Source organism: Arthrobacter sp. StoSoilB20 (assembly GCF_019977295.1).
In the GTDB taxonomy this organism is placed as follows: domain Bacteria; phylum Actinomycetota; class Actinomycetes; order Actinomycetales; family Micrococcaceae; genus Arthrobacter; species Arthrobacter nicotinovorans_A.
On record NZ_AP024651.1, the window covers coordinates 4,768,307 to 4,784,108 of the forward strand.

The following is a 15,802-nucleotide window of genomic DNA, read 5'->3' on the forward strand; positions in this document are numbered from 1 at the left end:
GCGCCAACATGGGCGCAGGGCATGGATCGGATAGGCTAGAAAATGAATACAGGTAGTTGCAAAAGCGGTTGAACCGGCTCGCCGGGCCGGCCGCGTGCAGGACCCGCAGCTCCCGGACAGCCTAGGAGGAACACGTGTCCCACCCGATCGACGTCGGATCAGTACTTGGCGGCCGCTACAAGGTCACGGCCAATGTGTTGACCTCGCATGACCAAGATCAGGTGCTCGACGGCGTGGACCAGGTCCTCAACCGTCCCGTGAGCATCCTTGTCGCAGGACCCGGCAACGCCGAGCAGGTTGCCCAGAGCGCCCGCGAAGTCGCCACGGGGGAGCGCCCCGGCCACGTCCAGATCCTGGACCTTGGGGTCAGCGACAACACCACATACCTCATCACCAACCACAGCAGCGCTCCTGATTTGTTGGACCTGGTGGTCGCCACCAACCCGCCGTACATTGAGCCCTTCTTCACCGAGACTCTGGGCAGCGAAATCTTCGGACAGCCCCGCACATACGAGCCCGAGACCTATGACGGCCTGTACGAGGATGACGAGCACGACGCCGCGTACATCCAGTACGACGAAAACGGCTACCCCATCCACAACGGGGACGACACCGATCGCGCCGCTGAACCCGAGGCCGGCAACGTTCCTCCGCGGCCTGCCGCCAGCCCGTCGTCGTCCAAGAGCGGCATCGCCGGCAAGCTGGCTGCTGCCGCCGCAGGCGCTGGTGCGGCCGGTTTGGCCGCCTGGAAGAACTCGGGGACCAAGAACCACGACGCCGGTGCTGCCGCCGGCTCTGGTGCTGCTGGTGCCTCCGGTGCTGCCGCCGGCTCTGGTGCTGCTGCCGGAGCCTCAGCCCAGCCGCCCACCCAGGCCGTGACGTCCCAGCCGGCTCCTGCTGCTCCGCCGGCTCCTGCCGCACAGCCTCCGGCGGCGCCGCCCCAGCCGCCGACGCGAGCTGTCAATGCGCAGCCGGCACCCACACGGGAACCGGCAGTGTCGCGTCAACCTTCAGAGCCCAAGGTGTCCCTGTGGTCTGAAGAGGACTACGGCTTCGCCGGGGGAGGTGCCGCTGCCGGTGGTGCTGCTGCCGCTGGTGCCTCGGCTGCTTCGCGAGGTACCTCCGACCCGGGTTATGACCGCGCACCTACCAGCTTCCCGGCGTCGGCCGCTGTCCAGGAAGACTACGACGACGAGGAAGTGTACGAGGACGACGCTCCGGAGAAGGAGCCGCGATCACTCCGCTGGCTCGTCGGCGGCTTGCTGGCTGCCGTGCTGATCGTGGGCCTTGTCCTCGCCGTCACGAATTTGGGCAGTCTCCTTCCGAGCGGCGCCCCTGCAGCCACGCAGAGCACGCCCGCTCCGCAAACCAGCAGCAGCACTCAAGCTGAGGAGCCAACGCCTTCGGAAACGGCGCCTCCGGCTGTGCCACCGGCCATCCAGGGCATTTCCCGGCTGGGTGATTTCCCCTTCGCCGCCACGTACGACAAAGACCTGGTCCGGGCATTCGATGGCAACGCAGCAAGTTACTGGTCAGACATGGAATTTGCTACGGCGGACTGGGGCGGACTCGTCACCAACATGCCGCTGGTGATTGAGCTCAAGGAAAAAACCGAGGTTAAGTCCATTGTGCTGAACCAGTTGGGTGGATCCGGGGGCAGCATCAGCGTTTACACCAACGACCGCCCTGCGATGGACGGTGCCAAGCTGGTTGGAACCAACAGCTTCACCTCCCCGGAACTGACCATGCCACTGGCAGCGCCGACGCAAACCAAATACCTGATCGTGGATGTCAAGGCCCTGCCCAAGCTGGCCGCACCGAAGACCCGGTACGGGTTCGGCCTGCGCCTGGCTGAGGTTACCGTCCAATAGCCGCATCCATCCACGTAGCAGCAGGGGCCGTTTTGACCAGTCGAAACGGCCCCTGCTGCTACCCGCAATGACTTCACCGCTTGGAACCGGCGCTCGTGCAGACGGTACCCTGAATGTTGGTGGCTTTCAGGTCCCCAACTCCAACGGAATATTTGGGGCTTAACCGGGGTTGAGTCAGGTGGCCGCCCCGAAAGCCGCAGCATCGACCAAGAAAGAGGTTCACGCCACGTGAGCATTGCAGAAAACAGCGCATCGCAGGTGCGTGACGTCATCATTGTAGGTTCAGGCCCGGCCGGCTACACCGCCGCCGTTTACACCGCCCGTGCCAACATGAAGCCTCTGCTCATTGCCGGTTCCGTCACCGCTGGTGGCGAACTCATGAACACCACAGACGTGGAAAACTACCCGGGTTTCCCGGACGGCATCATGGGCCCGGACCTCATGGAAAACTTCGAAAAGCAGGCCGCACGTTTCGGCACGGAGATCCTGTTTGAGGACGTCACGGAACTGGACCTCGACGGCGACATCAAGACCGTGACCATCGGAACGGGGGAGACCTTCCAGGCGAAGGCCATCATCCTCTCCACCGGTTCGGCTTACCGCGAGCTCGGCCTGACCAATGAGAAGCGACTCTCAGGACACGGCGTTAGCTGGTGTGCAACCTGCGACGGTTTCTTCTTCAAGGATCAGGACATCGCCGTCATCGGTGGTGGCGACTCCGCCATGGAGGAAGCACTGTTCCTCACCAAGTTCGCAAAGTCGGTCACCGTAGTCCACCGGCGCGACACCCTCAAGGCTTCCAAGATCATGGGTGACCGCGCCCAGGCCCACGAGAAGATCAACTTCGTCTGGAACACTGCCGTCGAAGATGTTCTCGGTGGAGACAAGGTCACCGGCCTGAAACTGAAGAACCTGGTGGAAGGCACGGAGTCCGAACTGGCTGTCACCGGCGTCTTCGTGGCTATCGGTAACGATCCCCGCACGGACCTCATCAAGGGCAAGGTGGACCTGACCCCCGAGGGAACCATCGCCGTAGAGGGCCGCAGCTCACGCACCAACATCAAGGGTGTCTTCGCCGCGGGCGATGTCATTGACCCCACCTACCGCCAAGCCATCACGGCTTCGGGTTCGGGCTGTGTGGCGGCCCTCGATGTTGAGCACTACCTCGCAGACCTGCACTCCTAGAGCTGCATCCAAGCAACCATAAGAAGGGAAAAGTTATGAGCAACGCAAAAGACGTAACTGACGCAAGCTTCAGCACGGATGTCCTGGCTTCCGAGAAGCCGGTCATCGTGGACTTCTGGGCAGAGTGGTGTGGCCCCTGCCGCAAGCTCGGCCCCATCCTCGACGAAATCTCCGTCGAGTACGGCGACAAGGTTGACGTTGTGAAACTCAACGTTGACGACAACCCCGCGATCGCGGCTGAGTACGGCATCACGTCCATCCCGGCTGTGTACCTCTTCAGCGGGGGAGAAGTGAAGAGCACTGTCATTGGCGCCAAGCCGAAGCAGTTCTTCGAGAAGGAATTCGCGGACGTCCTGTCCTAGCTCGGATTCCTGACTCCGAGTCAACGAAAGCCGGCGGCTGCTGCTCCTCAGGGAGCGGGAGCAGCCGGCTTTTTTTATTTCTTGGATAAGTAAACTTCCAGAGCTTTCATTTCACTCAGTTCGTTGCCGGGGAGCCTTCAGCGGTTCAGGTTTTGGCTATTTCGGTTGGCCCTACCTGGGGTAGGCAGAACTTGCTCCCTCTTCCACATCCCCACCCCCTCCCGGGCACACCTCTTGCACATCCCCACCCCGTCCCGGGCGATCCTCTTCCGCATCCCCGCCCCCTCCCGGGCAACCCTCCTCCACATCCCCACCCCCCCGGGCAACCCTCTTCCACATCCCCACCCCCCCGGGCAACCCTCTTCCACATCCCCACCCCCCCGGCCGACCCTCTTCCACATCCCCGCCCCCTCCCGGGCAACCCTCCTCCACATCCCCACCCCCCCGGGCAACCCTCTTCCACATCCCCGCCCCCTCCTGGGCAACCCTCTTTCATCACGGCATAATCGAGCCAATGGAATGCATGATCCTGATAATCCTCTTTGGGCCAATCCACCTGGGGCGGACAGACTAGCACTCAAACCGGCGGTCGGGGCCGAACTGCCACATTGTCATCGGCCAACACTTTGGAGGAGATGCGCTTAAGGGGCTCTACTCTTGACAGGCTTTGCCGCCGGTTACATTCACTGGAACGGTAGGACGGACCGGAATTAGGCGGATGAAACCCCGCTTGTAACTAGATCGGACCCTTCACGCTGATTGTTTCGCGGGAGTGCCCACGACGCAGTCATCATGGGGAGTGAGGTCAGATCATGACGATGGGAAGTGGACAGATGGTCATAGATCTGCAGCGGTTTCATGGCTGCCCTTGGCAAGGAATTCGCTGGTTTGTGAATGAAATTGCCTCTGCCGGCGGGAATGCTGTGCGGATGTCACGACACCCAATGGGAGTTGCGCGGGAACGACAACCATTACTGTTCCCACTACGCCCATCGGTCAGCGTCGGGCAGTGTCTTCCATTTCACCGCTTGCGGCAAATGACTCTTGTACTTCTACCTGCAGCCGGTGATTCAGTAGCTGCGTTCAATACGCTCACAAGTACACACATGGCTCCTGACAAACGTCCCCCGTCTCTCCGGCGTCAGAAGATGCAGTAACTCTAAAGTCCTGCGGCCCAACTCTAGGTAGTCACTGGGTGGTTTCACGTGAAACATGGGCGGGCAAGCCGTGCACGGGAGCCACCAACTGTATGGCGCACCAAGTCGCCCCAACACCGTCATGCCTAAATGCCACTTCTTCACGGAGCCAACCGCATGTTTCACGTGAAACAACGGTCTGCTTGCCGCGCCTAGGGAGGTTCCACGGCCGATGCAGCAGCAACGAAATGATTTGGTCCCCCCAACGAGTCTGACTTCATTGATGCAGGGCGCGTGATCTAGGTGAAACCCCAGGACTGGTCTTGGTGTCACAGGCACACGTTTCTCCTACTGCATGATTTGTTAGCCCGGGGAACCCGCCAGAAAGCTACTGGTAGCGCTGAACTTTGCCTGGCACCTTGAAGCGCGCGAGCCCGACCTCGGCAGCCAGAAGACCCGGCAGGGCCGATTCTGCGCACAAAAAGCCTAGGGGAGCCGCTACGAGTCTCCCAGGCACTACTGGCCCCCTGCAAGCCGCATTCAACTCGCCTCCGGGTCTTCCTCATACGGATATTCGAGACATTGAGGTAGAGAGGCAAAATGAGTTAGAGAACTTATCAACTGCAAAGCCCCGCTCGCCAGTCCCATGCAAAGGCGATGCCCGCCAACGAGGGTCAGAACCACGGCAGCAACGAGCAACTGACTAATGAACACGATGACTCCATGGAATTGCTATCTGCCAGGAGAGTTCTGAGGCTCCACGGCCAACAATCGAGCCCCTGCAGGCTCACCTGCAGGGTCACCTGCAGGGGCTCTGAAGCTGGCAGGGCAGTACAACTTTGCGAGATCACGTCCGAATCTTGGAAAAGGGCCAGAGGTGCGGGCACCAGCAGCTCATTCTGAGCAGTGGGATGGCCGCCGGGAGCTACGGCCTACACACACCCTCAGGGAAACGTGCGATGCAGTGTTCCAACCACAAACGCCCCACTGGCGGGAGCCGGCAGAGCCTTGGCGGCAGCACCGTGTGAGTAGCCGGGATGCATCCATCCAGGCCGAGAGAAATGCCTGATACATGCGGCCACCAACGGACTTGAGTTCAAAGGCGAACGCAGCAGAACGGCGGACCGAATCGTGTGCTAATTGGTGACGAGCCACGACTTCCGCTGACCATGGGAGATATTCTGGCCGCTTGTTCTCGCCCAACGTTTCACGTGAAACATTGGAGCCCTCCGGCGAGGGACGCGTCTACATCCGACTTGGACCACTAACTCCATGGTCTATAGCCACTGCACCACCCTTCATGGTGACGAACATGAGCAGCGCGCCGTTGCACCTGCTTGGCTACACGACTCTCTGGCGACATCCAGATAATTGGGTGTGGTCCAGTTTCTCTCAATGAGCCCATCGGGGCGTCAATTGAAATCAGAATGTGTGAACGCTAGCAAGCATCGAATCGCATCTGCGTCAGGGACTCACCGCAGTCTCGACATTAGGGCATTCGATGATAACCAGAACTATCCCTGCCGATACGGGGAGTCACTATCCAGTCTCTCAATCAGGCCCTGAGTGCCACAGGCGTTCCAGGGAAGAGAAGGACGCGGTGGCGCGTGGCTGCAACGGTCATGTTCTGCTGTGGCTAACGTGGCTTCTGCGACCACGAATACTCTTCCGGGCATGATCTGGAGTTTCCTTCACCGCTGGGCGTGACCGTCGTCCAGGCGAAAGGGGAGGGCGCCACGAATGCACGTTTCACGTGAAACACTGGCTCGGGCACATCGACTGATCAAGCTGGTGCAGTCATACAAGACCAACGAAAGGGAACACGTGACTGCGCGCTGGGATGGACCTGGACAACGCTCGGCCCTGTTGCAAGGGTTAGTTCATCTCTCCTCGTGCTCCTTCTAGACCGGCGGCCGGGTCGAAGTCCACTACTTCTTGGAACGGTCAGCATGGTTAGCGCCCGTCACAACAACGCACTAAATATACTGGCTCTCCGTCGGCCCCAAGCCCCGGCACTAGTGAGCATACGCTGCCCGTCTAAGCCATCAATGTCATCAAGTGGGAAAGACATCCGATGAATTCCTTGATGTCGTTGTCCATCACGAAAAGCGGAGCTAAGGGTTCCTGGCTGTCAGGAGCACACTCTTCTCCACTAGAGTAATGGCGCTGGAACAAGACAGGGAGGACCCTAGTGCCAGCCGGCATGTGTCCTTGTCGCATCGAGTCCTCAAAGTCGCATGGCGGCCTGCCCATCATCCAAGGTGACTGCAATTTGGCCAGGGTTGTCCACCGATCGACACCCAGTCGTCTTGAAGTTGTGCACATACTTATCCACAGGCTTATCCACTGAGTATGAGCCCGTTCACAGATCGTCATTCTCGTAGGTCCTTGAGTACGACCGAGATGGAAATATCCACGATCTCGCGCCACCGCGTGTATGCGCCCAGCACTTAGGCGGAGTGCCCAAATCTGCGTGCAAAACCAATGGAAATCAGGGGCAAAGGCCAGAAAAGGGGCGCCGCTAGACTTGGCTCTCGTAACTTCCGATCGAGTTCGCACTGAAGCAGGTTCGACGAGCCGGTGTCGCGGTCACTCGGATCGCGATGTGGGCCTAAGCACACCACACCAGCCCACATTACCCACAAAGTTATCCCCAACGATATCCACAGGGATATCCACTTCCTTATGCGCAGGCATCCCAGCCGACACTATGCACTCGGCACAATCAGTTCCCCGTTTCACGTGAAACAATCTGCCCTGTCGTTACGAACGGACACGAGCTGTTCATTCGCCTTCAGAGCTCGCCCGCGACAATCACGGTAGGTCCCATCGTGTGCCAAGTCGGAAATGCCAGGCAGTCACGGATCGGGCAGTGGCGACATCAGACCAATCGGCCGTGCCTTCACCAACTATGTTTACTGAGGCTCTTCCAGCGGTGGCGCGGTCGCAGGTGATGACATCGGTAGTTCCTCTCCTTATCCTGTTGTGGACCGCAGGGGACTGATGATGCCAGTGCCGCCAAAAGACCGGGCCTGAACCAACGGCATTCCTGAACAATCCGCTTTCTGCTCCTCGGGCTGCCATTCCTTGCCGCCTAAGGCATTCAGAGAACCGCCAGTTCCGCGCCAGGACGACCAAAGGACGGCTCTCCCGTCGTCGCACCCGAGGTGTGCTGAGGAGGAGGACAGAATCCCGAACAGGCGTAACTGCACCGGCCACGGCTCCATCCCTCCTAAGGGGGTTCCGATATCCGCAGGGAGCCGCAAGGACACTTGAGTCATCCTGCAAATTTGGGACCCCCGACTTGTCAATGGCAAAACTGCGCGGCTCTATCAGCGAAGCTGTCGGGAATCGCAAAGCGACGGTTGGAGGGCGGCCGAGTATTTGAGGGACTTCAACCTCGGGACCTCCAAGGACACCAGGTCTGACCACGGGCCCACGAAGCAACGGAGGGGCGAGTATGCGTAGATTCACCCCTGATAAAGACCGGGGGCCTTAGTACCCGCCCTCGCTACCCATACGCCAGAGAGACGACTACGGGCGAGAACAGAACCTGCACGCAATGGCGAACAGACATGAGGAGGTCACAACTCACGGACGGTAACCACGACTGCCACCGTAGCTGCTTCCCTGCCGCTACTCACCCAGGAAGTAGGGTCACGACAACTCGCCCATAGCCGGCCGATGCCCCCAGGCCTTGAGTAGACAGGTTCAAGCTCTCTCGACTGATCTACGCCGCCCGTACCCCAGGCCGCCGTTCCCTAGACCCTATTCGTAGCGCGATTCGGTAGACGGGGGAGGTGCCCGGAGTGAAGCCCGTGAGAGGCCGGAGGGAAAGTAGGGACGATGCCCACGTCACAGAGCCGATCTGCGGGCCTTACAGGCCTAATCACATGACCGACTGAATGCCGCCGCAAAGATCCACTCTCTCTAAACGCCGATCAGAGGCAGCCTTCAGCGGTGGGGCGCTGGTCACTAAGTAGCGAATTTTGCTCCCAGCCCTACCGAAGACTAAGACCGAGGTTGGTAGTTCGGCGTACGTTTCACGTGAAACAACTGCATCAACATGCCTGATGATCTATCCAATAGTGGACTATCGGCAACAAGGCGCCTTGATTGCTGGTCGGGTTCTTTCGGGTGGTCTTACGCGCCAGGTCTTGATTGCTCCAAGCTTGTCAGGAGTGCTGGCCATTGCGGGTTTCCTGGATCCGAGGCCATGTCCGATTTTGTTTCACGTGAAACACAAGGTACGACGCCGAAGCCGCTACCTTCCAGGCAGGAGGAGTAGAAGAGGCGTCGAACAGACAGGTAGTGCATCTGCATCTGAGTCTGCCACCTGGCCAACGAGGCCCCACCAGACTGCTACTGCGTGACCCGCACGGTTACCTCCTAGGTGACCAGAAGGGGTGGGTTGGACGATCACTGGTTGCCTCCGAAATCTGCGTCCGTTGGGGCAATTCCTAGACAACCTCGAAGGCGCTTCTCTGCCTCTAGACCGCTGGGTGACGGCAAACTGAAGTGTTAGCTACTGTTTATGCGGCCTACACTGCTTCGGGGCAAATAGATGTCTGGCCTGGAACACCGGAACCACGGCAGACTGAACACCGATCTAGATCGTAGTGCCGAAGACAAGCTGTTTCACGTGAAACAGCCGCTCGGATCAACTAGAGGAGCCCAGCTCTAGTCTTCTGGTGGTTCAGGCGCAATAGGGCGTTGCCGCCACTTCGTTCTGATCCGGTAATCACTGGGCCTAATGCAGCCACCTGGGAGTGAGGCTCGGGATAATATGCCTTTGAGGCGCATAGCAGTCCAACAGCACCGTACCGTCCACGACATTAGCAAGAAAGCCAAATCCTGCGTAGGTACCCACACTGCGGAACAGTTGCTCGCAATGCCACAAGTCCACAACGGGGGGAACACCACCCATGTTTCACGTGAAACGTCGAGACTTTTTCGCTGTTCCGAAACTTAGGGGCCTGACCTCGAAATGTCGCACGGCAAATGTGGCGGGACCATGCTCATTTCGTAGGAGAAGACTTAGAGGACAAGCAAAATGGGACCTACTCGAAGAGTAGGTCCCATTCTAGAGAGTCGGAAGTGTCAGTCTTCGGCGCCAGGTCCCAGGACATCCATGATGCGATTGAGATCCTCAACGCTGGCAAACTCGATGCTAACTCGGCCTTTGCGGGCCCCCAGAGTGATCTTTACGTTGGTATCCAAGCGGTCCGAGAGAGACGAAGCGAGGTAGTCAAGACGTTCGTGGCGGGCATTCGGCTTCGGAATGCTGTTCTTGGCCGGTGTAGTGGGGTCTTGATAGAGGGCCACTGCCTCTTCTGTCGCACGGACAGACATACCCTCAGCCACGATCCTCTGAGCCAAACGTTCCATGGCGGCGGCGTCCGGGAGTGCCAGAAGAGCACGGGCGTGGCCTGCTGAAAGCACGCTGGCAGCTACACGTCGTTGAACCAAGGGCGGGAGCTTCAGCAATCGCAGCGTGTTGGAGACCTGCGGACGTGAGCGGCCAATACGGTCCGCAAGCTGCTCGTGGGTGGTGCCGAAGTCTTCCAGGAGCTGCTGGTAGGCAGCAGCCTCTTCAAGGGGGTTCAGCTGACTCCGGTGCAGGTTCTCCAGCAGCGCATCCCGGAGAAGGTCGTCGTCGGTAGTGTCTCGGACAATCGCGGGGATGGTTTCGAGGCCCGCGGCCTGAACTGCACGCCATCGACGCTCACCCATGACCAACTCATACGGTTCTCCACCCTTTTCGGTTGAAGTACGTACAACAATTGGCTGGAGGACGCCGATTTCTCGAACCGAGTGGACCAGCTCTGCCATGTCGTCTTCATCGAAGACCGAACGAGGCTGTTTGCGGTTCGGGTGAATGTCACCCACCGGGATCTCAGCGAAGCGGGCGCCGGGGACCTCGACCAGCTCCACGTCCGACGCAGAGGAAGAGGAAGCCGCAGCATTCACATCGTTGGTTTCCGGAGTCGACGAAGCAGTAGTTCGCTTGGTCGCAGTCTTAGCCGGCGTTGACTTGGCGGCGGACTTAGCCGGCGTTGACTTGGCGGCGGACTTGGCCGGCCCCTTGGAAGCCGCAGCCTTGGACGCAGCAGAATCCGACGCTGCCGACTTCCTAGTCTCCTGCACCGCGGCCTTACCGACGGCTGCTGCTGCACCAGGCGGCTGCGAAGCCTCAGCTTCAACAGCCGCTTCGGAAGTCGGAGCCTCCACTACCGGTTCAGCGGACTTCTTTGCTTCCGGGAAGAACAAATCCACTGGGCGGGACGGTGCAGAACCGTTTCCCTGGGCCGCAGCCGAACTGGGAATGAGAGCCCCAAGACCCCTACCGAGGCCCCTTCGCTTTTCGCTCATTGATTCATCCCTCCGATGAAATGGCCGAGCACGGACCTGCTCAGGCTGTTGCAGTGTTTCAAGAATTCTAGCGTTCGGCGATTTCGGCAGCGGCTTCCATGTAGGAAAGCGCACCACTCGACGAAGGATCGTAAGTCATCACCGTTTGCTGGTAGCTCGGCGCCTCAGAGATACGCACTGAACGCGGAACCACAGCTCCCAAAACCTGCTCGGGGAAGTGTTGGCGTACCTCGGAGGCAACTTGCGCAGCCAGGTTGGTGCGGCCGTCATACATGGTCAAGAGAATCGTTGAAACAACCAGGTCGGCGTTGAGGTGCTTCTGGATCATCTCAATGTTCTTGAGGAGCTGGCTTAGCCCTTCCAGTGCGTAGTACTCGCACTGGATGGGGATCAGGACTTCACTGGCTGCGCAGAAGGCATTGACCGTCAGCAGGCCCAAGCTGGGAGGGCAGTCAATGAAGATGAAGTCCAGCCGGCCTTCACCATTCTTCTCCCGCTCCTTGGCGTAAACGTCGATGGCTCTTCGAAGCCTCTGCTCGCGTGCCACCAACGAGACCAACTCGATTTCAGCACCGGCAAGGTGGATGGTGGCGGGGGCGCAGATCAGATTCGGGATGTCAGGGCAGGCAGCAACGACGTCCTTCAGGGGGAGGTCGTTGATCAGGACGTCATAGATGCTGTCGACGTCGGCATGGTGCTCTATTCCAAGTGCCGTGGAGGCGTTTCCTTGGGGATCAATGTCGATCACCAGGACGTTGAGCCCGGCAGAGGCCAGGGCTGCGGCGATGTTCACCGTGGTGGTCGTTTTGCCCACTCCGCCCTTCTGGTTGGAGACAGTGAAGATGCGGGTTTTATCCGGCTTGGGGAGCTCCCTGCCGATCAACCGCTCGCGCCGACGGGTTTCATTGGCCAACTGACGGGCGATCGGACTTGAATCATCAATGGAATCCATCACGTTATGCACTCCATCAGATACGGTTTCACGTGAAACGGCAGCATTCTCAACCGAATTGGGACGCACAATCGCAGACTGAAGAGATGCAGAGGGTGTGGCCATTGCCCGCGCGGACCCCAACGACATAAACGGGGGGATTCGCTGCGTGGAGGTTTCACTACTGCCCACTGGTCACACTCTCACTCTCATTCGGCGCTTGCTGCCGTTCTCTAGCCTAACTGCTCAGCCGCCGACACGCGGGAAACCAAGCGGGTCTCAGGCCGTCTTTCCGGGCTTGTTGACGATAATCCTCACCACGGTGGTGGGTTCCTCCAAAAGCTCCTGTCCACAAACAACAACTGACGTTTCCACGCCACCCAGTTTGCGGATGACCTTCTTGGCCTTCTCGATCTCCTCGGCCGCGCTGCGGCCCTTGATGGCGACAACTTCGCCATGGCCATTCAGGAGGGGAATCGTCAGACCTGCCAGGTTACTGAGAGCAGAAACTGCCCGCGCCGTAACAACGTCGGCGTCCACCATGCCCACGGCGAGCTCAGCACGCGTCCTCATGATGGTGACGTTATCCAGGCCGAGATCGTCCACCACTTCCTGGAGCCAGATGACACGACGCTCAAGCGGCTCAATCAGAGTCAGTTCAAGGTCCGGCCTGGCAATTGCCAAGCAGAGACCCGGCAAGCCTGCGCCGGATCCGACGTCGGCGACGTGGCTGTCCATGGCAATGGCGGATTCAATGACTGCACAGTTCAGGACGTGGCGACTCCACAAACGCGGAATCTCCCGTGGACCAATCAGCCCACGCTCAGTACCGGACGTTGCAAGATGTTCAACATAGCGCTTGGCGAGATCCAGGCGCTCTCCCAAAATCTTCTCGGCCGCTTCAAGTTCAGCTGCGGTTATTTCGACCATGAGCTGCTAGTCAGCCGAAACGACGATGTGACGGCCTGCGCCTTCGCCTTCGGACTCGGAAACGAACCCAAGGTCAGCAACGGCGTCGTGAACGATCTTGCGCTCGTAAGCACTCATCGGTTCAAGGGCGACGGTACCGCCGTCGGACTTGACCTTGGCTACGGCGTCTTCGGCGATCTTCTGCAGAACGCCGGCACGTTCCTTGCGGTATCCGTTGATGTCCAGGACGAGGCGTGAACGGTTCTCCGTCGCAGAGAGTACGGAGAGGCGAGCCAGCTCTTGCAGAGCCTCCAACACTTCACCGTCACGGCCCACCAGGCTATCCAACGCTGCAGATTCTTCATCGGCGCCGATGGAGATGTAGGTGCGTCCGTTGCGGACCTCAATGTCGATGTCGCCATCGATATCGGCAATATCCAGGAGTTCCTCGAGGTAGTCGGCGGCGATATCGCCTTCCTCCTCGAGACGGCTGGCCGTCTTGGACTGCGTCTCTTCCTGCGTTTCGTCCTGGTCTTCAGTCACAGCGGCGATAACTTCTTCAGTGCTCTCGGCAGACATTACTTCTTCTTCCTGTTCTTACGTTGTGGCTGGACGCGCTGTGCACGGATCTCGGCGGCTGCAGCAGCTGCAGCTTCGGCTTCCGCGGCGGCGTCGGCGGGCTTCTTTCCACCCAGGAGCGGCGGGAGGCCCTTGGCGGCGCGGCGCTCTTCCAATGCCTTGGCGGCAGGGGAACCCGGGGTGGGCATACGGCGAATGACGAAGAACTGCTGGCCCATGGTCCACAAGTTGGTGGTGGTCCAGTAGATCAGGACACCGATCGGGAAGTTGATGCCACCGATACCGAAAACGAGCGGCAGGATGTAGAGCATCATCTTCTGCTGGCGCATGAACGGGCTGGCCATGGCCTCTTCGGACATGTTCTTGGCCATGATCTGCTTCTGCGTAATGAACTGCGAGGCCGTCATGGCAACGATCATCACGATGGAAAGAACTACTACCGAGATGTTTCCGGCACCACCGTGGAGCAGCGCAGACGACAGCGGCGCACCGAAGATGCTCGATTCATCGAACTCCACTACCTGCTGGGCGCTCATCGCACCGATGCCATTACCGGCATTCTTTGCGTTCGAGATACCCGACAACACCTGGAACAGCGCGAAGAAGAACGGCATCTGGATCAGCATCGGCAAACATGCCGAGAACGGGTTGGTCCCGTGCTTCTTGTACAGCGCCATCTGTTCCTGCGCCATGGCCTGGCGGGACAGCTGATCGGTCTTGCCCTTGTACTTGGTCTGAAGTTTCTTCAGGTCCGGCTGCAGCAGCTGCATGCCGCGCTGCGCTTTGATCTGCTTGACGAAGACGGGAATCAAGGCGGCACGGATCACCAGCACGAGGCCGATAATGGACAAAGTCCACGTCCAGCCGTTCGCGGCGGGCAGGCCAATGAAGCTCAGTCCCTCGTGGAAGCCAACCATGATGATTGACACCAGCCACTTGAACGGAAACATGATTGTTTCAAAGAAGTCCATACGATATCCCTATTCGTTAGGCCGCTGTGCGGCCTTCTTCATCAGCCTGAGCAGCCAGGAACTGGTCCGGATTGTTCAGTACAACAATTGTGGGCGTCCGGCCTTCAGGCCAGTGACGATGACCGGCGGGGACGTGGTCCACTCCGCCGGCGTTCCAAGGATGGCATTTGGCGAGCCTTTTGGCTGCGAGCCAGCTGCCCTTCACGGCGCCATGCACCGTTACTGCTTCCAGCGCGTACGCGGAGCATGAGGGAAAGAACCGGCAAACCTGGCCGTACAGGGGCGAGATGACCTTGCGGTACGTCTTCAGCAAAAGAATAAGGATGTTGCGGGGCAGCTCCCACAGGAACATGCCTACCGCCGCCGGAAGGCTCCGATGCGGAACCTTGCCGGAGGGGTCGCTTGAGGTAGGAACGACGGCGGTGCTTATGTCATGCACGCGGTGTCCCTTCCGTTGTGGTGCCGTGGTGTTCGGTCGAAGCATTGCGTGGAGCTGAGCCACCCAATCGCTTCGTCGTCACAGCCAGCGCGGCGTTGTAGTCGGAGAGCAATTGCTCCCAGCTGGCAGATGCAGCTGCGGGCAATGCCCGGACCACCACCGCCAGGCCGGTTCCATGCGTGTGCAAGGAAAGCGCGCCTGCTTCTCTCAGTCTCCTCTTAACGAGGTTCCTGGTCACAGCGTTCCCGACGGCTTTGGAGACAATGAAACCGATTCGACTCGGCTCCCCGGCCCCGATAGAGGCCGTATATAACACTAAGTTCCGGCGTCCATTGCGGACGCCGGAACGTACAGTTGTTGAAAAGTCGGTAGACGTCCGCAGACGGTTAGGGGTGGCTAGCACCGTCGAACCCGCAAAAAGACCCTGACCGACAAGTCAGTTGTTTACGCCGACAGTTCGACGCGGCCCTTGCCGCGACGGGCAGCCAGGATGGCGCGGCCGGCACGGGTGCGCATACGAAGGCGGAAGCCGTGCTTCTTGGCCCGACGGCGGTTATTCGGCTGAAAAGTCCGCTTGCTCACGTTAGTTACTCCAGTGGATCAAAGGTGCGCCCACCCGATCAAAAAAGGGGAAGAACTGGCCGACGCTAAGTTTTGTATGTGCCTGCCGCCGTTGCCTTCCGTACGGTGAACGTACGGGGTTACAACTGATCTCAAAAGCGGACACAAAGGACTTCACAACGTTAGGGCAAAAAGGCACCCGCAGTCAAACCGGGAGCCTGCCGTGGAGCTATCCACAGCTGTGCCCAACCCATGTTCCCAGCCTGTGGATGAAGTGGCTCACAGACCGTTTCGAAGAACAACAACGGTGTAATTATCCACAGGCAACTTCCCAGCTATCTTCTAGCGTTTCCATCCCCTAGAGTGGCTCAGTAGCCCAATGTCCACCCGCTGTGTATAACTCTGTGGATTATCGCCCAGAACAGAGCGGCCGGAGAGACTTCGGCTGCCAGCAACGCCGGCAAGCAAGAATTTAGGAACTGATTG

The 15,802-nt window shown here is 59.4% G+C and carries 11 protein-coding genes; 3 read left to right on the forward strand and 8 right to left on the reverse strand.

Translation table 11 applies throughout. The features are described 5' to 3' along the window. Window positions 1-134: 134 nt before the first annotated feature. From LDN85_RS21850 to trxA, 3 genes are all read left to right on the forward strand, one after another. The gene (locus tag LDN85_RS21850) at window positions 135-1,871 is read left to right on the forward strand and encodes an ABC transporter substrate-binding protein (protein ID WP_223944267.1); all 1,737 of its coding nucleotides are present in this window, start codon (window positions 135-137) and stop codon (window positions 1,869-1,871) included. A gap of 228 nt (window positions 1,872-2,099) precedes the next feature. Further along, on the forward strand, window positions 2,100-3,056 hold the full coding sequence (trxB, locus tag LDN85_RS21855; RefSeq protein WP_026541023.1) for a thioredoxin-disulfide reductase: 957 nt from the start codon (window positions 2,100-2,102) through the stop codon (window positions 3,054-3,056). A 35-nt stretch (window positions 3,057-3,091) separates the two neighbouring features. Beyond that, the gene (gene trxA / locus LDN85_RS21860; RefSeq protein WP_021473158.1) at window positions 3,092-3,418 is read left to right on the forward strand and encodes a thioredoxin; all 327 of its coding nucleotides are present in this window, start codon (window positions 3,092-3,094) and stop codon (window positions 3,416-3,418) included. Window positions 3,419-9,654: 6,236 nt separating this feature from the next. Here the strand turns inward: trxA and LDN85_RS21865 are convergent. From LDN85_RS21865 to rpmH, 8 genes are all read right to left on the reverse strand, one after another. Then, window positions 9,655-10,926, reverse strand: coding sequence for a ParB/RepB/Spo0J family partition protein (locus tag LDN85_RS21865; RefSeq protein ID WP_223944268.1), 1,272 nt, complete (start codon window positions 10,924-10,926; stop codon window positions 9,655-9,657). Window positions 10,927-10,993: 67 nt separating this feature from the next. After that, a complete protein-coding gene (locus tag LDN85_RS21870; protein ID WP_223944269.1) occupies window positions 10,994-12,049 on the reverse strand; it encodes a ParA family protein in 1,056 nt (351 codons plus the stop codon). 87 nt (window positions 12,050-12,136) lie between these two features. Then, a complete protein-coding gene (rsmG, locus tag LDN85_RS21875; protein WP_223944270.1) occupies window positions 12,137-12,787 on the reverse strand; it encodes a 16S rRNA (guanine(527)-N(7))-methyltransferase RsmG in 651 nt (216 codons plus the stop codon). Between the two features lie 6 nt (window positions 12,788-12,793). Then, on the reverse strand, window positions 12,794-13,345 hold the full coding sequence (locus tag LDN85_RS21880; protein WP_026541018.1) for a R3H domain-containing nucleic acid-binding protein: 552 nt from the start codon (window positions 13,343-13,345) through the stop codon (window positions 12,794-12,796). Continuing rightward, window positions 13,345-14,316 (reverse strand): membrane protein insertase YidC, encoded by a 972-nt coding sequence (yidC, locus tag LDN85_RS21885; RefSeq protein WP_026541017.1) that lies wholly within the window; start codon window positions 14,314-14,316, stop codon window positions 13,345-13,347. Before yidC ends, LDN85_RS21880 begins: the two co-directional genes overlap by 1 nt. Before the next feature lie 16 nt (window positions 14,317-14,332). Further along, a complete protein-coding gene (gene yidD / locus LDN85_RS21890; protein WP_223944271.1) occupies window positions 14,333-14,818 on the reverse strand; it encodes a membrane protein insertion efficiency factor YidD in 486 nt (161 codons plus the stop codon). Beyond that, entirely contained in the window at window positions 14,748-15,158 is a 411-nt protein-coding gene (rnpA, locus tag LDN85_RS21895) for a ribonuclease P protein component (protein WP_026541015.1), read from the reverse strand. The genes yidD and rnpA overlap by 71 nt, the downstream gene beginning before the upstream one ends. A gap of 41 nt (window positions 15,159-15,199) precedes the next feature. Further along, the gene (gene rpmH, locus LDN85_RS21900; protein WP_011776797.1) at window positions 15,200-15,337 is read right to left on the reverse strand and encodes a 50S ribosomal protein L34; all 138 of its coding nucleotides are present in this window, start codon (window positions 15,335-15,337) and stop codon (window positions 15,200-15,202) included. Window positions 15,338-15,802: the final 465 nt, after the last annotated feature.